The sequence below is a fragment of the Vibrio sp. Y29_XK_CS5 genome, from assembly GCF_024181835.1.
Classification (GTDB): Bacteria; Pseudomonadota; Gammaproteobacteria; order Enterobacterales; family Vibrionaceae; genus Vibrio; species Vibrio harveyi.
Map to the genome: position 1 here is coordinate 399,185 of NZ_JAMZAM010000001.1, position 20,264 is coordinate 419,448.

Annotated in this window: 22 protein-coding genes and 1 riboswitch; of the genes, 5 read left to right on the forward strand and 17 right to left on the reverse strand. The window is 44.4% G+C overall.

Annotation, left to right across the window (positions count from 1 at the left end; genetic code table 11):
* Window positions 1–1,356, reverse strand: a complete 1,356-nt coding sequence (locus NL647_RS01920) for an FAD-dependent oxidoreductase (protein ID WP_009696263.1) — start codon at window positions 1,354–1,356, stop codon at window positions 1–3.
* A 148-nt stretch (window positions 1,357–1,504) separates the two neighbouring features.
* Between NL647_RS01920 and NL647_RS01925 the strand changes: the two genes are divergently transcribed.
* Entirely contained in the window at window positions 1,505–2,158 is a 654-nt protein-coding gene (locus NL647_RS01925; RefSeq protein WP_005453503.1) for a GntR family transcriptional regulator, read from the forward strand.
* A gap of 170 nt (window positions 2,159–2,328) precedes the next feature.
* Window positions 2,329–2,784, forward strand: a complete 456-nt coding sequence (locus tag NL647_RS01930; protein WP_005453505.1) for a prepilin-type N-terminal cleavage/methylation domain-containing protein — start codon at window positions 2,329–2,331, stop codon at window positions 2,782–2,784.
* An 84-nt stretch (window positions 2,785–2,868) separates the two neighbouring features.
* On the opposite strand, the gene NL647_RS01935 is transcribed toward NL647_RS01930, so the two are convergent.
* Both NL647_RS01935 and NL647_RS01940 read right to left on the reverse strand, forming a co-directional pair.
* Window positions 2,869–3,588, reverse strand: coding sequence for an SDR family oxidoreductase (locus NL647_RS01935; protein WP_005453507.1), 720 nt, complete (start codon window positions 3,586–3,588; stop codon window positions 2,869–2,871).
* Window positions 3,589–3,818: 230 nt separating this feature from the next.
* The gene (locus NL647_RS01940) at window positions 3,819–4,124 is read right to left on the reverse strand and encodes an isoamylase early set domain-containing protein (RefSeq protein WP_009696260.1); all 306 of its coding nucleotides are present in this window, start codon (window positions 4,122–4,124) and stop codon (window positions 3,819–3,821) included.
* Window positions 4,125–4,317: 193 nt separating this feature from the next.
* Between NL647_RS01940 and NL647_RS01945 the strand changes: the two genes are divergently transcribed.
* The gene (locus NL647_RS01945; RefSeq protein ID WP_017188701.1) at window positions 4,318–4,695 is read left to right on the forward strand and encodes a hypothetical protein; all 378 of its coding nucleotides are present in this window, start codon (window positions 4,318–4,320) and stop codon (window positions 4,693–4,695) included.
* An 87-nt stretch (window positions 4,696–4,782) separates the two neighbouring features.
* Complete coding sequence (locus NL647_RS01950) at window positions 4,783–5,382, forward strand: thiol:disulfide interchange protein DsbA/DsbL (RefSeq protein ID WP_005453513.1); 600 nt, start codon at window positions 4,783–4,785, stop codon at window positions 5,380–5,382.
* A 55-nt stretch (window positions 5,383–5,437) separates the two neighbouring features.
* Here NL647_RS01950 and NL647_RS01955 read toward each other — a convergent pair whose 3' ends face one another.
* The 10 genes from NL647_RS01955 to NL647_RS02000 form a co-directional block, all read right to left on the reverse strand.
* Window positions 5,438–5,683: a hypothetical protein gene (locus NL647_RS01955; RefSeq protein ID WP_005453516.1), complete on the reverse strand. Its 246-nt coding sequence runs from the start codon at window positions 5,681–5,683 to the stop codon at window positions 5,438–5,440.
* A gap of 153 nt (window positions 5,684–5,836) precedes the next feature.
* Window positions 5,837–6,283: a DUF3429 domain-containing protein gene (locus NL647_RS01960; protein WP_017188703.1), complete on the reverse strand. Its 447-nt coding sequence runs from the start codon at window positions 6,281–6,283 to the stop codon at window positions 5,837–5,839.
* Between the two features lie 11 nt (window positions 6,284–6,294).
* A complete protein-coding gene (locus NL647_RS01965) occupies window positions 6,295–6,840 on the reverse strand; it encodes a glutathione peroxidase (protein ID WP_253649539.1) in 546 nt (181 codons plus the stop codon).
* A gap of 109 nt (window positions 6,841–6,949) precedes the next feature.
* A complete protein-coding gene (gene ribB, locus NL647_RS01970) occupies window positions 6,950–7,606 on the reverse strand; it encodes a 3,4-dihydroxy-2-butanone-4-phosphate synthase (RefSeq protein WP_005453519.1) in 657 nt (218 codons plus the stop codon).
* 173 nt (window positions 7,607–7,779) lie between these two features.
* Window positions 7,780–7,920: riboswitch (FMN riboswitch) on the reverse strand.
* 122 nt (window positions 7,921–8,042) lie between these two features.
* Window positions 8,043–8,660 carry a cob(I)alamin adenolsyltransferase/cobinamide ATP-dependent adenolsyltransferase gene (locus NL647_RS01975; RefSeq protein WP_005453520.1) on the reverse strand — a complete coding sequence of 206 codons (618 nt, stop codon included), beginning with the start codon at window positions 8,658–8,660 and terminating at the stop codon, window positions 8,043–8,045.
* 59 nt (window positions 8,661–8,719) lie between these two features.
* On the reverse strand, window positions 8,720–10,576 hold the full coding sequence (locus NL647_RS01980) for an MFS transporter (RefSeq protein WP_253649540.1): 1,857 nt from the start codon (window positions 10,574–10,576) through the stop codon (window positions 8,720–8,722).
* A 183-nt stretch (window positions 10,577–10,759) separates the two neighbouring features.
* On the reverse strand, window positions 10,760–11,119 hold the full coding sequence (locus NL647_RS01985) for a hypothetical protein (protein WP_017188705.1): 360 nt from the start codon (window positions 11,117–11,119) through the stop codon (window positions 10,760–10,762).
* A gap of 10 nt (window positions 11,120–11,129) precedes the next feature.
* Window positions 11,130–11,867 carry a helix-turn-helix transcriptional regulator gene (locus NL647_RS01990; RefSeq protein ID WP_029790062.1) on the reverse strand — a complete coding sequence of 246 codons (738 nt, stop codon included), beginning with the start codon at window positions 11,865–11,867 and terminating at the stop codon, window positions 11,130–11,132.
* Window position 11,868: 1 nt separating this feature from the next.
* A complete protein-coding gene (locus tag NL647_RS01995) occupies window positions 11,869–12,522 on the reverse strand; it encodes an HD domain-containing protein (RefSeq protein ID WP_017819324.1) in 654 nt (217 codons plus the stop codon).
* Between the two features lie 106 nt (window positions 12,523–12,628).
* A complete protein-coding gene (locus tag NL647_RS02000; RefSeq protein ID WP_253649541.1) occupies window positions 12,629–13,399 on the reverse strand; it encodes a hypothetical protein in 771 nt (256 codons plus the stop codon).
* A gap of 542 nt (window positions 13,400–13,941) precedes the next feature.
* Between NL647_RS02000 and NL647_RS02005 the strand changes: the two genes are divergently transcribed.
* The gene (locus NL647_RS02005; protein ID WP_005453531.1) at window positions 13,942–14,124 is read left to right on the forward strand and encodes a hypothetical protein; all 183 of its coding nucleotides are present in this window, start codon (window positions 13,942–13,944) and stop codon (window positions 14,122–14,124) included.
* Window positions 14,125–14,175: 51 nt separating this feature from the next.
* On the opposite strand, the gene NL647_RS02010 is transcribed toward NL647_RS02005, so the two are convergent.
* The 4 genes from NL647_RS02010 to NL647_RS02025 form a co-directional block, all read right to left on the reverse strand.
* Window positions 14,176–15,453, reverse strand: a complete 1,278-nt coding sequence (locus NL647_RS02010) for a cytosine deaminase (RefSeq protein WP_009696249.1) — start codon at window positions 15,451–15,453, stop codon at window positions 14,176–14,178.
* A 9-nt stretch (window positions 15,454–15,462) separates the two neighbouring features.
* Entirely contained in the window at window positions 15,463–16,701 is a 1,239-nt protein-coding gene (gene codB, locus NL647_RS02015) for a cytosine permease (RefSeq protein ID WP_005453535.1), read from the reverse strand.
* A gap of 813 nt (window positions 16,702–17,514) precedes the next feature.
* Window positions 17,515–18,861 (reverse strand): magnesium transporter, encoded by a 1,347-nt coding sequence (locus tag NL647_RS02020; RefSeq protein WP_009696247.1) that lies wholly within the window; start codon window positions 18,859–18,861, stop codon window positions 17,515–17,517.
* Between the two features lie 74 nt (window positions 18,862–18,935).
* Window positions 18,936–20,258, reverse strand: coding sequence for an AarF/ABC1/UbiB kinase family protein (locus NL647_RS02025; protein WP_253649542.1), 1,323 nt, complete (start codon window positions 20,256–20,258; stop codon window positions 18,936–18,938).
* Window positions 20,259–20,264 lie beyond the last annotated feature (6 nt).

Sequence of the window (20,264 nt, forward strand, 5' to 3'; positions counted from 1 at the left end):
TTACAGGCGTGAGCCATTTTTAATCATGGTGGCGCGAATCTCCGCGACATTTAAGTCACGAATCGCCGTATTTGTATCAATCGCTTGTGCAGCAGCAACGCCAGCTGCATGACCAAGCTCAAAGCATTGCGCGGTGACGCGAGCAGAAGCAAGCGCTTCGTGTTCAGCGCTCAAGCATCGGCCAGCAACAATGATGTTTTCACCAACCACTGGCACTAGCGTATGGAATGGAATGTCGTAATAATCGTTAATTAGCCAGTGCAGTTTTGGTTTATCGCCGGAGTGCAATTCAATAGGCCAAGGGGTACGGCAAATACCGTCTTCACGCTTGCGACAGTTAACAACGTCTTCATTAGTTAGCGTTTCGATACCAACAATAGAGCGCGTTTGACGAATGCCGACTTCTACACCGGTGTCGACAACGAATGCCTGTTCACAACCAGGAACAAAGTTATTCAAGAAACGGGCGTACTCACGAACTTGGCGACGACCGAACACTTCGGCTTCTGTGAAATCTTCAGGATCAATGACGTTCAGCATGCGTCCATCTTGACCTGCAAGGCGTGTCGCATTAACCATCAGCTCATTCGCGCGTGTGGTCGGGAAAATCCAAATCTTATGACGTGGCAACTGGTATTCGCCGCTTTCGTTGGCTGCAAGAATATTTTCGGTGACTTTTGGAGGGCAGATCGTGTCGTTGCCGTAGTAGTCAAGATAAGTGTCCATATCGACACCGCCAAAACGGAAGAACATGGTTGGGTTTTGGATACGACCATTGTCGCCAAAGTAATAATCCATGCCCGCACGAGCTACCACAGCAGCATCACCAGAAGCGTCGATGATCTGTTTACTTAAGATGATACTTTGACCTGCGTTTGATTCGATGATCACGCCTTTAAATGTGTCACCTTCCATGATCACGCCAGTGACTGACGTATGGAATAGAGTTTTGACATTTGCTTGCTCTAGGAAATCATCAGCAACTTCACGCCACATCAAAGGATCGTGCGTCACTGTGTACGTTTTACCGTAACGCTGTGGAGCAGTGACACCACCTTTGTTTTCTAATGCTTGACGAAAACGTTCTGTAAAACCGAATACTACTTGTTCTGGCTGTGCATTTTCATCGTCCGATGCCATGTACATACCACAAATAGTGCCAGATAAGCCCGCGACGGCAGCACCACCGCAAAAACCGTATTTCTCAATTAGCCAAGTATTCTTACCTAGACGACCAGCCGTTTCAGCTGCGGCAACACCAGCAGGACCTCCGCCAATGACTAACACTTCTACTTCAGCCAAAACAGGTAGGTCAGGAGTGTGTTCATAACGACGGATAATGTTCCAAGATTTCATTCTTACCTCACTAATAGATGACTGATGTTCATCTGATATATCAGTTGTATGTTTTTAATATATTCGTATTTCTTTTTTTGGTACAATGGCAAAACTTCTTATCGTGAGATTGCTCACTAAAAGATTGATCAATGGAATAGGAACGAGAATGACCGTAAATTCAGTCAATAAGACAGAAGTTGCATACAGCAAACTTGAAAAAATGATCATCTTCCGCGAATTAGAACCAGGGAGTATGGTCAGTGAAAAGCAGTTGGCAGAAGAGTTAGAGCTTGGGCGAACGCCAGTTCGAGAAGCGTTACAAAGATTGGCTTATGAATGTATGGTTGAGATCCACCCGCGACGTGGAATTCAAATCCCAGCAATCTCTGTCGAGAGCCAACTAAAGATCCTAGAAGTCCGTCGCGACATTGAAGCCTTATGTGTCAACTACGCTGCCTCGCGAGCAAGTGTTGAAGAGAAGCAGCAGATGTTAATGTTGGCTGAGCAGTTAGAAGCTTGTGCAGAAAACAAAGATGACCTGCTTTACGCGTCTTTACTTAAAGAAATCCATACCTTGCTCGTCAAAGCTGCATGTAATGAATATCTACAGTTAGCGATGGCACCACTACAAGGTTTATCCCGTCGCTTTTGGTTTGCATTTAAAAACCAAGACTCAGATTTGGTTGAAGCATCTTCTCTTCATGCTGCCGTTTTACGCGCTGTCAGCCATACTGATGCCGAGGAAGCGGTCACGGCATCACATCGCCTAAATGACTACCTAACTGATGTGGCTTATCGAACGATTAAGCCGAGGAAGTAAAGAAGGTTTCTTCTTCAGTGTTAGCCGATTGAGCCGAGCAAGCAACTGCTCGGCTTTTTTGTCTACGAAGTGCACGACCTCTTACAAACGCTTACGTGGCGACTGTGTGGTTATGAAATAATTTTCTTCATTACTTTGGTGGCTTGCTTGGATTTGTAGAGAGATAGATTATGAGGAGAAGCAAAGGGTTTACTTTGTTAGAGCTGGTTATTGTTGTCGTTGTATTGGCCCTCGTGTCTGTCACTTCTGCACCTCGAATTTTAGGTTTTTTTAGTGATGGACGCGTGGCAAAATTAAAAGAAATCGAAGCGGTGATGAAAACAGGCTCGGATATTGTGTTCTCTAAGGCCCTGACTCAAGGCCTTGAAAACCAGTGTTATACCTATATCGATGACATTTATACCTGTAATGGGTATCCCACTGCACACCGAGATAATGTTTTGCGGAGCTTTAATATCGATGCTGAGCAAGTTTACGTTACAAACAAAGGCAGTGATGCCGCGGGTAGGGAAGCGTTTATTGGCTTTACGAAAGATAACGTGTGGCACAAGAAATGCTACGTTTATTACAAAGATGCTGTCTCCGGCGGTAGCGTTACGGTCGCCTCATTTACCGAAGATTGCTGATTCCATGAAGAGCGTTGATTACATAAAGAGAAAAAGCGGCTTTGAAGCCGCTTTTTGAATTTCGTCGTCTTAAAATTGTATAGATTAAGGCTGTTGCTTAGTTGGTGCTAATGCAATTTCACGGATGCAAACGTTTTGTGGCTGCTGGTAAGCAAATACAACTGCACGTGCGATGTCATCAGCAGCAAGAACGCCGCCCATGTCCTCTTTCCATGCGCCGTAACCATCTTTGATTTCTTGCGATGTTGTGTGAGAAAGCAGTTCGGTTTCTACCGCACCTGGGGCAATTGTTGTTACACGAACATTCGATGCTGCGACTTCTTCACGAACGTTTTCAGAAATCGCGTGAACCGCAAATTTAGTACCACAGTAAGCTGCGTGATCAGGGAACGTTTTCTTACCTGCGATTGAGCTGATGTTGATGATAGTACCGCTGTTACGTGATTTCATTGGTGCAAGCACAGACTGCATGCCGTTTAGCAGACCAAGTACGTTCACGTCGAACATGCGTTTCCATTCTGATGCATCTTGTGTGTCAATTTGACCAAGTAGCATCACACCTGCGTTGTTTACTAGTGCATCAGCTGGACCAAATTTCTCTTCCGCTTTCGCAATCGCAGCTTCAAATGAAGACTTGTCTGTTACGTCTACTTTCTCACATAGCGTGTTTGGCAGGTTTAGGGCTTCCAAACGTTCTACACGACGAGCAAGAAGAAGAAGTGGGTGACCTTCATCGCTTAGACGACGGGCAATTGCTTCACCGATACCAGAACTTGCACCTGTAATTACAATCAGTTTTTTCATCTTTTGTTTCCTTCATCTCTTTGTTTGAGAGTTGCTTTTGTATGAGAGCAGCTTTTAGTTAAGAACATCTATCTCGCTGCGATGTGGGTATATTAAGGAAATGACTTTTGTTGATATATATCACTTTAGGTAAAACACTGTTGTTGTATAGCAACAATTAATGGTAACTCGATGAAAAATTGGCGATAAAAAAGGCGCACTGAGTACGCCTATCTTTTCTGTCTGTGTGATTAAGCTGGTTGCTCTTGAGTGCACACGACACTGTTATCACTGCCAAAACCATTTGGTACGTAGGCATCCGCTTGTGGGTCGTTTTCCCACTCAGCTTCGTTAAATAGGTAACGGAACTGAATATTCTGTTCTTTCGGCAAGCGTGTTTTAAATTTAAACTGTCCACTTTTCTTCACGAGCTTCATTGGTTCTGGTTGCCAGTTGTTAAAGTCGCCTGCAATTTGAATCGACTCCCACTGGTTTTTGTCTAGCTCGAACGTGACTTCGACTTCGTCTTTTGTTTTAAAGAATCTCTTTTTAAGCATTAATCTTTCCTTGTTTGTACAAAAACTGATCTAACTATTACTCAGGTTTCATAAGGATTTCAAGTGTTATCGGCATTGCAGTCGGTATCGAGTGTCAGAATCCTCTGGTTTGTGAACGTGCTACTAAGTGATTGGCTTGTATGAAAAGAAGGATTCTGTATGATGAAGATTCACCATATTTTGAAGAAGTTGTATGCCGAGTTTTAACCGTACATTCCTGACGACAATGCTTTGTCTATTAGCCATGTTGCTAACGGGTGTCGTGTCGAGTGTGCGTGCAGCAACGGCACCAATTGATGTGAGTTCAAACAAAGACCCTGTCGCTGAACTTCATCAAAAAATGGGTGTAGATAATAAGGATTGCATCGAGTCGCACCATAGTGATCACTTGATGGAAAAAGGGCAGCAAGCACATACCAGTTGCAGCTCTTCCTGTATCGTGAAAATTCCAACTAACCTTTTGCAAGATGATGTCATCTTGCTCCCGCATAGCCTCGCACTGATCGATAAATCACCCACACCGAAAGCAGTGACTGTGGTTTATAAACCTTACCGTCCTCCTATTGTTTGATCCTTTTATTCATCACAAACCAGCCCTGCTGGGCTTTTTAAAAACTCACTAATGAATACGGCACACGTGTGCCTGAAGGAATCAAACATGAAAAAGCTATTTGCTCTTTGTAGCACTCTATTACTGGCATTCACTGCTCACGCTGCGCAATTTGAAGCGGGTAAACATTACAAAGTGTTGGACGTAGAGAAGTCGAAGAAACCGACAGTAACCGAATTTTTCTCTTTCTATTGCCCACACTGTTACAAATTTGAATCAGTCATCGATAACCTAAAACCATCGCTACCAAAAGACGCGAGTTTTGAGAAAGTACATGTCGCATTTATGGGCGGCAATATGGCGGTGCCGATGGCGAAGTCATACGCGACAATGGTGTCTTTGGGCGTAGAGAAGACGATGGTACCGGCGATGTTTGCTCAAATTCACCAGAAACGTCAAGCACCTCAAAATGAAGCTGAATTGAAGCAAATCTTTGTGGACAATGGGGTAGATGGTAAGAAATTTGATGCGGCATACAACAGCTTTGCCGTAAACTCGATGCAAAAGGGTTTCGATAAGCAGTTTAAGCAAAGTACGTTGACTGGTGTTCCGGGGGTGGTTGTTAACAACAAGTACATCGTATTACCGAACGAAATCCGAAGCTACGATGAGTACAACAAGTTGGTAAACTACTTACTAACGCTTTAATTATAAAATGAAAAATGGCGACCAATGAGGTCACCATTTTTTTGTTTTGTTCGCTTTAGCGTAGGACGGCTGTGCAAGCTGCTGTTGGCATATCGGTCATAAAGATCGCGTTTGGGTAAAACAAGCTCGCCATGGTGACGGCAACGTTACAAGGTTGGGCTATAGTGGTTTTCACCACGGTATTTAAAACCACGCCAGTGTTATTCACCGTATTGACCGCAGCTTGATGAGCTTGGTAAGACACGCAACCTGCTGTTGCGTTGATAACTGCAGTACTAAAAAGAAGTTTACGAAAAAACATATTCATATCCTTTGTGAATGCTTTTGAGTACTTATATGCTTGCCTGTTCATAATTGGAACAAAACAGTGTTCAAAATTGCTATAGATTCACGAAATGAACATTGTTTTATATAACAACAGTAATTTTGTGATCTGGTAGGTAGACAGACCAGATTATGCAATTAAAACCAACCCATGCATGAGCACTACGCCTGTCGTGAGCTTGCCTCGCATCATCTGGTAACCTTTTGGCTCCGCCTCTTTTTCTATTTTCCGAATCAGCTTTTCCGCGTACCAAACGGCAATGTAACCAGCAGCCAATAACAGAGTTGCAATCACATAGTGTTTGTTACCTTGTAGTAGCGCTCCCCAAGCGAGTAGGACAAATAAATTACTGAGCACCAATGCATTGCGACTCAAGCGGTGATAAAAATGATCAATAGCATTGCCCCAAAGTACCCCTGAGAGAAAACTCAAAATCACTGCACTGTAAGCGATAAAAAATTGTTCCCCAGACAAGTTAAACAAAGTTCTTTCCGTAACGATGAGAACCAAGCTGAACAGAAATGGCAACAGCCCCAAATAACCCAATTGCAACATCGTCGTACGTGTGGTTGTCATAGCAGCCTTCCTTACAGTTGCTGTTCAATCATGTTAGTAAGCGTAGTACTTGTTGGAGAGGTTGAGCTTGGGAAGGTCGCGACGACTTTGCCTTCTTTATTGATCAAGAACTTGTAGAAGTTCCATTTCGGTGTAATGCCCGCTTGGGTACTGATCTGGGTAAATACTGGATTTGCATCCTCACCTAGGACAGACGTTTTAGCCATCATAGGGAAGGTGACACCATAGTCGAGGTAACAGATTTTTGCGGTCTTCTCTTCGCTACCACGGTCTTGACGAAAGTCGTTACTAGGAAAGCCGACAACTGAAAAGTTTTGATCTTTGTACGTTTGGTGTAGCTGTTCCAGTTGCTCGAATTGGGGAGTGAAGCCGCATTGGCTCGCGGTGTTCACAACCAATAGTGTTTTGCCTTTAAAGGCATCACACAGGGCTATTTCTTCTGTTGAATTGATAAGTCGTTGCTTACCTTGCAAGATATCTGGGCAACTCGATGCAAAAGTCAAAGAGCTGGTGGAGAGTAGTGTCGCGATAAGTGCGCTGCGAGTAATTCCTTTCATGATGTTGATTCCTTTTATTTTTACTAAGTATAACTACTAGAAAAGGAACCAAATCGATCAAAAAAGCCGCTGAGTTCAGCGGCTTTTTACTAGAGCAAATACGTGTTGATTACGCTAGCTTCAAATCAAATTGATTACGGTAAGCAACCATATCTTCGATGGTCAGTACTGGCATGTTGTGTAAACGACCAAACGCGACGATCTCTGGTGTTTTTGCCATAGTGCCATCTGGATTTGTCACCTCACATAACACGCCAGCAGGCTGCAAACCTGCCATTTGCATTAGATCGATAGTGCCTTCTGTGTGACCACGGCGAGTCATTACGCCACCAGGACGAGCGCGCAGCGGGAACACGTGACCAGGACGAGCCAAGTCGTCTGGTTTTGCATTTGGATTAGCAGCTGTTTTGATGGTCGTCACGCGGTCAGCGGCAGAAACGCCAGTTGTTACACCATGTTTTGCTTCAATAGAAACTGTGAAAGCCGTTTGGTTTGCGCTGTTGTTGTTTACAACCATTGGTGGCAGTTCCAACTTGTCTGCTTGAGCATCGGTCAGACACAGACAAACAATACCGCTGCATTCGCGGATCATAAGAGCCATTTGCTCATTGGTTAAGTGCTCTACGGAATAAATGATGTCGCCTTCGTTTTCACGATCTTCATCGTCGAGAAGAAGTACGCCACGACCTTCTTTAAGTGCGATAAGTGCGTTTTCAACGCGAGTAATTGGGTCGCCAAATTCGGCAAGTAGTGATGACTGATTCATGGTTAACTCCTAAATATCACCAGAATCAGGGCGGTATGAGGGATCGTCACATTTTATGCATGCGCTGAGCCGCCAACGGTAAGTTGGCACAAACCCACGCAATAAAAATGCGATCCAAAAAGAAGTGCACCAGTGTTCATCAACAAAGAACGTTGAGGAAAACGCTGATGTTTTCTTATTCTCTTTCATCCGGACTATAACCGTCGGCTCTGGCATCTCACCAGATCTGCTGACCTCGACGAATCGAGCGCTCGCGGGCTCACTCAAAAGAGTATACCGCCGGTGGGGAATTTCGCCCCGCCCTGAGAACATTGAATCCAACCAATATGGTCAGAAGTAAAAAACTCCGACACTCAAATGAGTGGTCGGAGTAGGGATAGTACTGCGAACGCCTTGGCTTGAAAAGTAGATTGCAACTACTTGATGGAAAAGTGCGCTATCGGCTGAAGTGATCAGTTTTGATAAAGTGATCAATCTGTGCAGGCACGTAGGTGTTGTATATAAGGCTGGTATGAGTTTGTTTGGTCTCAATATGGTCTTGCATGCCCTCTAAGCGTGTCTCATCGACAGTAACCGTACCGTCAGACATGGTGTTGTCTCTGTGCATTAGAATGGGTCTTGCACCAATTGCCATCGTGCCAGCGATGCTGCCAAGCTTTTGTGGGAAAGTCCAACTGTCCTCGTGCTTATTCAGACCATGGTATGGTGAGTTACCAAGAATCGCACCTAAACCTAAATCCTGAATGCGAGTCACAATGGAAGCGCCTTTCAGCGGTGAGCCAATTGCAACAACGTGAGAAACGAGGCTTGTCGATGGTTTTCTGCTTGCGAGGTATCGTTTAATCATCAAGCCACCTAGGCTATGACCCACTAACACATTAGCAGTCAACGGGTTAAGCGCTTTGTCGATGGAGTTAAATAGCGATTCTTCATTAATTGAAACCGTGTTGTAACTCAATACTTGGGTCTCGTAGCCCAGCTTTCTCAGCTTTTGGCTAAGAGGCTGCATGACCAGCCCATGCATATAAAGACCATGTAAGATGATGATTTTCATAATACCTCCTAGATTTATGATGTTGACTTTATCCTACTAAATTCTCCACAGGGCTACTGTCAGCGAATTAGCAAATCTTGCACTTCTTTTTGTAACAAATGGCGATCTAGTGTGGCTGGTTGCAATAACTCACCGATATTGACTTCGATACGAGACCAAAAGCGAGTAGGGCGTTTAGTTAACGCATGTCCATTTTTGTGACTGAAGAAAGATCCCCATAAGCCTTTTAACGCCATTGGAATCACGGGTACAGGTGTACGCTTTAAAATCTTCTCAACACCGGGTCTGAACTCGCCTAGTTCGCCATTTGAGGTCAAGCGACCTTCAGGGAAGATACAAACAACTTCATCGTTACTAAGAGCCTGCTCAATCTGTTCGAAAGCTTTTTTGTAAGTCTCTGCGCATTTGCGTGGAGAGCAAATTGGGATGACGCCAGCATGGCGGAAGACGTATTTAAGAACAGGCAGCTCGCTGATTGATTTGTCCATCACAAATCGCACAGGGCGGGTTGATGTGCCCATTAGAATCAAAGCATCTACATAGCTCACATGGTTTGCCACAATCAGGGCTGCACCTTGCTCTGGGATGTGCTGACGACCAGTTACGGATACTCGGTACAAACAGTGGCTTAGTAAGTAGCTAACAAAGCGCTGAGTAAACTCAGGTACTTGGCGGTAAACGTAGACAGCTACGATGAAGTTACCGACGGCCAAAATGGCAAACAGTTCAACGATAGAGAACTCTAAAACACTTAAGATCAAGATTGAAACAGCAGCAGAAGCGACCATAAATAGTGCATTCATTATGTTATTGGCTGCAATAGATTGAGCACATTCGCCTTCTTCAGAGCGTGATTGGATAAACGCATAAAGGGGAACAATAAACACACCGCCGCTCACACCAACCAAGAACAAATCGAACATCACTCGAATATGCGAAGACTGAGTAACAAAGTTATGTATATCGTAATACTGACTCGGAAAAGATTCGATTGCAGGCACCGCCCATAAAAGGTCTGCACTGAAAATTGTTAAGCCCAAAATACCAAATGGCAGAATGCCCAGTTCTACTTGATTGAAAGACAACTTCTCACATAGCCATGAACCCGTAGCGATACCAATTGAAAATAGAGCCAATAATAGAGAAACCACAGTGCTGTCTGCGAATAAGTGTTCGCGAGCAAAATTTGGAAATTGGGTCAGGTAAGTTGCGCCCATAAACCAGAACCAACTGATGGCTAGAATCGACATCCAAATACCGCGTTGTTTTTGTGCCAGTTTGAGCGTTTTCTTCAAACCAGTAATAGGCTCGAACTTTACTTTGTCACTTTTCTTACTTGGCAGAGAAGGGATGTTAGCGCTGCTTAACAGACCAAGCAGAGATAGCGTAATCACAATGCAAGAGGCGATAATCATGCCGTTTGGAACTGCGAGTAATAGACCAGCGCTTAATGTACCAATCAGAATCGAAAGGAAAGTCCCCATCTCAACCCAAGCGTTACCTTTCACTAGTTCATTCGACTTTAGCGCTTGAGGAAGTAGAGCGTATTTCACTGGACCGAAATAAGCCGATTGAGTACCAGTCATGAAGAGGAGGACGAGCATCAGGATAGCACTCTGCGTCATAATGGCAGTCGCAGCGCAACTCATGATCACTAATTCAATAAGTTTTAAGCGGCGGATCAATTTTGCTTTGTCCATGTTGTCTGCAATCGCACCTGCGTGGGCAGAAAACAGAAAAAAGGGAAGGATAAACAAGCCAGCAGCAAGGTTAACAAAAAGGTCAACCGACATTGGCAGTGAGCCAATTTGGCTGTACGTCACCATCAGTAAAAGAACATTTTTGTAGATATTGTCGTTCAGTGCACCAAGGCACTGAGTGACGAAATAAGGGAAGAATCGTTTAGTGAGAAACATGCTGGCTCCGTAAAGGCGAAATAGCGTTGAGATGGGAGCACTTTAAAGGCTTGGCTTTAGGAAGCCAGTGTGAAGAAAAGAGTTACGTTATGAGAAACCAAAAGTAACACTTAATGCTACTTTTGATTGCATAAATTCGTGATTTGATACGAACTGGTGCTTTTATGTATTACGAGTATGAATTTAGTGTCGGAACCAGACACTGAGCATTCTCAATGTGACAAATAGGATGAAGCCAGATAATCCTATAAAGCCCAAAGCAATGAGATAAAAAAACAGACGTACCATGCGAGCTTTCATTCGTTTGAAAAAGCCAAGGCTTGGCGTAAGCTCTGGAACATGCTGAAAGCTTGAGATCATCACCCAAGCGGCAAGAGCCCATAAAGCCGCTACACCACTCGGAATCAGATAAGACTCTTTAACCATATTGGAAAGTTGCAGAAGCGTGGCAACGAACACAGCAAAACCACCAAATGCAATTAACACGAATAAAGGGAGAACAGGTCTTGTCTTAATAGATAGGCTTTTGAGTTTATCGAGCATCAGGTATTCCCTATTTACGTTCCCAAGGCTTAAACAGCGGAAATGTCCAGCGACGCATGGCAATCACTAGAGAAGTACCGTGTTTCTCGTTCATGTCTAATGAGTCGTCGCTTTGGCAGATTTGGTAAAACTCATCAATGACCTTCTGTAGCTTCTGTTGCATCTTTTTGTTTGTTGGCAAGCTCATCAGCCCCGTCGCCATCACCAGTTTTTCATCTTCGGCGGAGAAATAGCTTTGGAAGAAGGCATCTTGAACTTGTTGTTGGAAGAAGCGCTGAATAGGACCGCCAGTGTGCCAACGAAAAGTCGGGGAGATACGTAGACGAATCTTATTACCTGGTAGCAAGTCAATGATATTGAGACGATCGAGTTGGGCGAGCTTTTGTATGAGCTCCAATTCATCAAAGGTGTATTGCTCGATGATTTGCTCGAAGCGATAACCATTAACCACACATACCGCAACAAGCAACAAGCCCTTATCGTCGACCAGCTGCTTTTCTTGTTCTAACGTGAGCGATTCCAGCCCTTTGTTACGTGCCGCTGATAGCTTAAACAATTCTGCCATTTCCAAACCAATTAGTTGACAGATTCGCTCCAACCGATCGAGGCTAATTTGACTGCCTTCTGCCAATAAGCGCTTTACGGAACCTTCGCTTAAGCCCAAGTGTTTTGCTACATCGACATAGTGTATACCGGACAACTTGAGCTGGCGTTTAAGCTCTTTAATTAGGTTGTGACTTTCCGACATATTAACCTTCTACTTCTTGGCGCAACTGTTCTAGGTAAGATTGCATAAACGCTTTACGCTTCACAGCTTCTTCATACGCCGCTTTGGTGTTCATCGTATCTACAATTTTAAACAGTTTGGTTTGGAAGTGATCGATGGTGAATCGTTTATCTTCCAGTTCTCGATGCTCTGCAAACATATCCTGTTCGTTATACAAAGTGGCATCAAATAGCGTGCTGACTTGAATACAGCGTGTAACGCCAATAGCGCCAAGCGCATCTAAGCGGTCTGCGTCTTGGACGACCTGAGCTTCCAAAGTATTTGGCGTAATATTGGCGCTAAAACTGTGCGATTCGATCGCGTGGGCAATGGCGTCATGGTATTGAGCAGGGTAATCGATACTTTCAAGAAACGAAATGGCTTTGGTTGCAGCAATAGCAGAGCTTTGTTTACGGTTTGGGTGATCTTTGGGATAGGTGAAACAATCATGCAAATAGGCTGCGGGTAACACAACTGCTAACTCAGCGCCTTCTTGAAGTGCAAGCTGGCGAGCTGTCTTGACTACGCGGCGGACATGGCTGAGGTCGTGAGCCGCATCGGTTTGCATCTCTTGTTGCATAAATTGAAGGAACTGAGACTCAAATCGGTTGAGCTCTGATGTATTGAGTTGAGACATGGATTTCTTCTAAAAAATAAAGGCTTAGACAGAGTATGCCTAAGCCTTTATTAAATTGCCAAATGAGACGTTGTTATTGCGATGTTACGATGAATACGTTGTCGTTTTATTGTGTACGAGTGAAGCGGAACGTCTGCACTTTTTGCTCTGCTCCGTCGATGTATGCATAGCTATCGATGGTCCAAACGTTTGGACCTGCGAAACCTAGTTCCACACGTACATCACCGGTTGGAATTCCTTGATAGATAACGTCGTTAATGTTCATCGGATAGAAGTTGTAGCGATTGCTTTGCGCTTGTTGCTCGCCTGCAAATGCGACCGATACATCTTTTGCTTGGTTAGTTAATGTCAATTGATAGCCAGCTTGTTGGTCGAACGTGAATGCGGCATTAAGGTCAACACCTTGCGAGTTGGTCACCTTAATATTTGCTTCTGTTGTTTTCGCTAGAGAACCGTGCGCTTGTAAGCCGTCTAAGCCTTTAAAATCGCGATTGTGGTTTTGGATGTTTACGTTCCAATCCCCAACAAAGTTATCGATTTCTTGCCATTGCTGAGGTGCGTTGGTGGTTGCTGTATTCTGATCGCCATTGATGCCACCAATCGCTTCGTTACGGCTATCATGGCGAATGTTTTCTCGATTGTTGTGAATATCTGCGCCAGCTCCTGCTACTCCGCCAGCAACACCACCTGCGACAGCGCCTTTCATTGCAAGCTCTGCGTCGCCAGTTAATGCGCCCATAGTAAGACCGAGAAGTGCACCGCCAGCGGCTCCTTGTTTTGTTAATGCATTTGGATCGTCTTCTCCCGGAGTCACGCATCCTGCAAGTAGGGGAAGAGATAGCGCCGCGACCAATGTTGTTTTGTTGAAAATGTTCATGTGTTCACTCCGAGATGTTTGGTTCGGAGCTATTATTGAACGCTGTTTGATTGTGAATCCACTTATCTCGCTGATAACCGTCAGTTATCACATGTAAATAATTTTTATTAAAAAGCTCAAATCTTAACTGAATAGCTCGATAAAAAAGAGATAAAGAAAAGGGTCAACATCGCTGTTGACCCTATATGGTTTTATTCTTTTATTTTATAAGCACTAATTTTGACGTTGTTAGTGGTAAATCTACTTTGGGCGATTTTTGGCTTTTTAATATAAAGCTCAACTAACTTGCTAACTTTAGTGCTTGTTCAACACGAGTGCAAATATTTATTACGTAAACTATCTATATTCTGAAATATAATTTGAAGTAATATCACAACAGATAACAATCTAAAATGGTGGAAATAGCGCAAGATCGCTTGTGCTGTCTCATGTTTGAGCCAAGCATAAACTGGATCGCCATTTTGTGATCTGGATCAATATTAATCCTCCTTCAGAGGGATAGCATTCACGCGAAATTGAGAATTATAAATTGAGCCCAAGCTATGCAGGATTTATATGAGCTAGAGCGTAAGTTGGTGGAATACGGCGCAGACATGAAAGGCTTAAAGGTTGTTCCTGCAATCATTGATCAAGATGGCAAGGTTGTTTATTTAGGGAATACACCCTCGTTGCTAAGAAATGTCATTAGTTGCCGTAGACAGCTAACGCAACGCGTAAAGAAATAAAAAAGGGTCTGATGCAAGTCAGACCCTTTTTTTGTATGTGCAGATTAGAGATTAACGCTTGTACGTTACTTGCTCTTGTTGACCAAGGTGAATGTGCGTTGTTGCCGGTTGAGTTTCAGCAATGACTTTACCGTGGCGAACAGAGTAGCGAACAGGTACTTGGCGGCGCACTGCATCAAAACCATTTTCTGCAGGAAGGATAAGCAAGCTACCTGGCTTACCTGCTTCAATGCCGTGTTTGTCTTGAATGTTCAGTGTGCGTGCTGAATTGGTGCTGATCAGATCAAGTGAGTTGTTGATTTGGTCGTAACCCATTACCTGACATACGTGCAGACCCATGTGCAGAACTTGCAGCATGTTTGCTGTGCCTAGTGGGTACCAAGGATCAAAGACGTCATCGTGACCAAAACATACGTTGATGTTGGCGTTCAGCATTTCTTTTACACGAGTCACACCACGGCGTTTCGGGTAATCATCGAAGCGACCTTGAAGGTGGATGTTCACCAATGGGTTTGCAACAAAGTTGATGCCAGACATGCGTAGCAGACGGAACAGGCGAGATGCGTAAGCACCGTTGTAAGAGCCCATCGCCGTTGTATGGCTTGCGGTTACCTTGTGACCCATGTTGAACTTGTGCGCTAGCGCTGCAAGTGTTTCAACAAAGCGTGATTGCTCGTCATCGATCTCATCACAGTGTACGTCGATCAAACGGTCGTATTTCTGTGCCAGTTCGAAAACGTAGTGCAGAGACTCGATGCCGTACTCACGAGTGAATTCAAAGTGAGGAATAGCACCAATAACGTCAGCACCCAACTGAACTGCCTCTTCTAGCAATTCTTTGCCGTTCGGATAAGACAGAATGCCTTCTTGTGGAAACGCAACGATTTGGATGTCTACCCACTCTTTCATTTCTTCGCGTACTTCTACCATTGCTTTTAGAGCAATTAGAGTAGGGTCAGAAACGTCAACGTGAGTACGAACGTGCTGTACACCGTTTGCAATTTGCCACTTAAGTGTTTGTTTCGCGCGTGATTTTACGTCTTCAATCGACAGCATTTCTTTGCGCTCAGCCCAACGCTCGATACCTTCGAAAAGGGTACCAGAGATGTTCCAGCTCGGCTCACCAGCGGTTTGCGTGGTGTCTAGGTGAATGTGCGGCTCACAGAATGGCGCGACAGCCATGCCGCCCTCCGCATCAAGAGTGTCACCTGTGTAATCTAGTTCTACATTATTGTCTTCAATACGCTTGAATTGACCATCCTCAATCAAAATCTGCTGGAGACCTTCCTGTCCCTTAAGCGTTGCGTTCTTGATCAATAGTGTTGTCATGATGGTTCCTTACGCTGGCTGCTGTGCCAGTGTCTTTTTATTAAGAATAGGATTTAGAATCAGGTAGCTGATTGTGCCGCCTAGTACCGCGTTCACAGGTACTACGCCCGGAAGGAAGTGACCTGCTGCAACGCCAATCGCTACTGCGATAATGCCAGCCCAGTTGACTGTTTGGAACTCTGCTGCTGCGAAATTTTTGTAACGTTTACGGTTCATGAAGAAGTCCGCAATAATGACGCCACCAATTGGTGGAATTGCAAGCGATAGGAAGGTTAACCAGCCTACAAAGTTATTGTACAGCCATAGTGCGCACAATGTACCTATTAAACCGTTTGCCATAGAGATGTATTTACTTGGCAAGCCTGTGATGTTGGAGAATCCTAGACCTGATGCGTAAAGCGCATTGTCATTGGTTGTCCAGATGTTTAAGCCAAGCACGATGATAGCTGGGATAAGAAGACCTTGCGCAATCATCACTTCTGAAATGTCTGATTGACCGGTTACTGCGGCACCTGCGGCACCGAAGATGAACATCAATGAGTTACCGATGAAGAATGCCACCATTGTGACCATCACGGCACCTTTTGGCTTTTTGCCGAAACGTACGAAGTCTGCAGTTAGTGTCCCTGCACTGACAAATGAGCCAACGACCATTGCTAGCGCTACAGAAAAGTCGATAGGTTGCGCTGGTTGTACTTTTTGTAGCTCAGCTACACCACCAACGCTGTTTACCGCTTCGACTACTGAGTAACCACCAAGCAGAGCAATCGCTGGTACTGCAATCGCTGAAAGTACCATTAGTGCAGAGATACCGAAGTAAACCGTTGCGGTCATGAGTAGACCAGAAATGATAATGAGTGTGTTTGTGTCAATGCCTGTTGCTTTGTTTACTGGAATTGCAAACATAGCCACGCCAACACCAAACCAACCAACTTGTGTGCCGCCAAGAAGAGCGGAAGGGAGCCAAGAGCCTTTAGAGCCAAATGAGAAACGAGCAAGGAGGTGAGTAGAGAGACCAGTAGAAGCGCCGATGTAACCGAGGAAAGAAGTGTAGATGCCGAGGATTAGGTTACCAATAAGAACAGCGAGGAAGAAATCATCAAAAGAAAGTCCGGTACCGAGCGAACCGCCTGTCCACATACTTGCGGAGAAGAAAGTGAGTCCCAACATTACCATGGTTAATGATGCAACACCCTTTCTGGCAGTGTTAGGAACCGGTCCAAGACTGTAGTTATTGTCTGCAGCCATTTTTACCTCCGCAAAGAAAATTAAAACGAATTATAGATCCCAATTTCTGGGCAAACGGCGCGTATTATCGTGATGTAAATCTCATAGTCAATGAGTTTTTTGTAACTTAAGCGTTTGCTTTAAGGTTTTTATTTATTAATGCTTTTTAAAACATGGTGTTATGGTTTTTTGAAAAATCAAAAAAGTTTAGCTACAAGTGGGTTTTGTTTTCTGTAATGTGTAATGAAATCGGTGTCATTGGTGGTTCGTGGTTATGATGTCATATTTATGTGGTTTGTTTATAAAATTGCGATTTGATTGATTTTAGTGATGGTTGGCAAACGTTTTTATGAGCTTGCTGGTAACCGTTGTTTGTTATTTAATCGAAAGGCAATTTGTAAGCTTATTCTTTTGTGAGTTTGACTTGATGATTTGGGTTAAGTTGGTATTTATAACAGATAACGTCGTAACTTTTACGTGTGTAATCGATTGTAAAGTTATTCAATAAGGTTGATTGCTGAGCGCGGGAGGGTAAATCGAAGAAGTTGGAGACGGAATAGACAAAAAAATAGCCAACCGCAAAGAGTGCGATTGGCTTATATACTTGTGAACAAATTCAAGTTCACTAACAACGTCAGTTGGCTAGGTGACCCTCGGCTTAAGAAGGGTCACTTTAAATAATGCAGTTAGTGTGCCAACTTTAAAACCACCGAAAAAACACGGTTTCTGTGATATGAGTTGCCTAAATTTAGCTGTTTGTTGCAAATTGCAAATGCGGATTGCAATTTGTAATTATAATGCTAATGATGAATTAATTAACTAGAGTAATTCTTTTTATAACATTACTAGGCTTGCGGTACCTAAGAAGGCAAAGAAGCCAACGACATCCGTTACCGTGGTCAGAATCACTGAGCCCGCCAATGCTGGATCGAGTTTGAGCTTGTCTAAAACTATTGGGATAAGCACACCAAATAAGGCTGCAGTAACAATATTGACGATTATCGCCAGAGCAATGGTGCCGCCCAATACGGGAGATTGGAACCAAAGCCCTGCTAAACCACCGATGATCAGCGCCCACAGCAATGCATTAAGAGAGCCGATTCCCAATTCGTTTTTGAGTAATGCAAAACGGTTACCTGGAGTGATCTGGTTTAATGCCATAGCACGAACCATCAGGGTCAGTGTTTGGCTACCAGCGATACCACCCATTGAGGCTACTATTGGCATCAGCACAGCAAGGGCGACCACTTGCGCAATCACGTCTTCAAATAGACCAATGGTGACGGAGGCTAGAATTGCAGTGAGTAAATTTATACCCAACCAAACTCCACGCTTTTGCGAACTCTTTAAAACAGGGGCGAATAAGTCATCGCCTTCGTCCATACCGGTACCCGCCATCAAACGTGCTTCGTAGATTTCACGTTGAGTACTCAATGCAAATTGCCAATCCACTTCACCGATCAGGGTTTGATCCGCATCGGTAACCGGAAGTGCCGGAAGCGCACTGTGCTCAAGTGCTTCCACTGCTTCCGGAAGTTCCATTTTACTATCGAGTACGGTGACGGTCTCAATCGCTAAAGTTTTAAGGCGGACGTCAGCTTCACTACGCAAGATTTCATAGTAGTTTACCGCACCACGAAACTGTTTCTTACGGTTGATGAGATACACTTGCTGTGGTGTATCGTAGCTATAGCGCTCCATCAAGCGTCTTGCTTTACCAACGGTGATATTAAAAGGGAGGGTGATTATCTTACGCTCTGCCCAACGACCGAGTTGTTCGTCTTCGTATTCGTTCGCTTGATCATAAAGCTCAAGTTCATCTTTCTCGATAAGCTCTAGTGCTTCATTGATGAACTCTTCTGGCAGAGAGTCTGCCCATTCGATTAAAGATAAGTTATCTAGCTTGGCTAGCGTGAGCTTTAGCTCTATTTCCGATAATGCTTCGATGATAGAAAGACGCACTTCAGCACGCATTTCCGTTAGTACATCAATATGTAGCTCTAGTGGTAATGCACGCCACAAGCGCACACGATCATCGATAGGAAAGGCTTCGAGGATAAGCGCAACAGCACCGGGCTCGAGACCGCATTCGATAGAATCATTCAAAGCGGTGACTTGATCCGCTTCGTCTGCTTGGACAATTTGTTCGATTAGAGTGGAGAGGTCTTGAAACTTACTCACCGAGCACCCCGACAGTCAGATTATTCTTATAGGCAGCTGATCAAGGTACTCGAAAATAGCAGAAAAACAATAGCCTATTGGTTACTTATCTGTAGGTAAGGTGAGACCAATTGGCGAATGTTCACTTTTGCGCCAATACGGGCTGCCAGCAAGTACATTCCGCCGATCTTTCTATGTAGGAATAGGGCATCTGCTGGTGGCGTGTGCCAGTAGTCTTGCTCCATGCTTAGAATGGTGCCAGCTTCTCTAAGTTTCTGAGCTAAACCGCTGGCTCTGAAGTCATAAGGCTCATCCACTAACATTGGCTCACATGCCATTTTTACCAAATCAAGAATCGCTTGGCGCTGCGTAGGCATGATGGTTGTGCTGAAGAAACCAATCTGTTCCAGTGCATCGTTCAAGCCTTGTTCGTCGTCGTTAACAACCGATGCAAAAGCTTGGCGATAACCAGTGCTGAATCGTTCGCTGTACTTGCGAGTCGCACCGAAATCTAACAAGCCGATTTGACGGGTGTTCTCTATGTATAAATAGTTGGCAAAGTTGGGATCGGTTTGCACCATCTTGAATTCGAACAGCTCTCGGAATAGCAATTCGAGCAGGCTGTGCATAACGAAGTCACGCGTATTTTGGTCATAGTATTCAATTTGCTCAATCGGGCTGCCATCAATGAATTCCATAGCGAGAACGGATTCTGAACAACTTTCAGTGTGAATCTTTGGCACGACAAAATGAGGGTGATCCTTCAAAGCGTCATGATAACGAATGGCAAATTGCGCTTCTCGTGCGTAATCGGCTTCATCATGCAGTTGCTTTTTGGCTTCTTCCAGCAACCCTTTGTAATCAACAGACTCGGGAATCAACCCAACGACTTTGAGCAAAGTACCCACGTTGTCTACGTCGCTGTCGATGCTCTTTCTTATGCCAGGATATTGCACTTTGACTGCTAGGTTATCACCTCCGTCGCTGTAGGCTTGGTGTACTTGTCCGATTGAGGCACTGGCAATTGGCTTGAAGTTAAAGGACAGGAACTCGGCTTTCCAATTCGTCCCTAATGAACTTTCCATTACTCCATTTAGCTGTTTGGCTGGCATCGGGTCTGCGTTGGAGCGAAGGCGAGAGAGAATATCGGCGAGTTCAGGTTCTAAAACATCACCAGCATCCATTGAGAGCATTTGACCAAGCTTCATTGCAGCGCCACGCAAGTGAGCAAGTTGGTCTGTTAAACGCGCGATGTTTTGTGGCGTCAGCAACAGGTCTTTCGCTTTAGGTTTATTACCTTTGGCGATTTGTTTAGTGCCTTCTGCAATTACGTTGCCTGCGACACGGGTTGCAAGGGAAGCAAACTTGCTGAATCTTGAGATACGATGGGTAGGTAGGCTTCTTTCCTTTGCCGACATGAATCT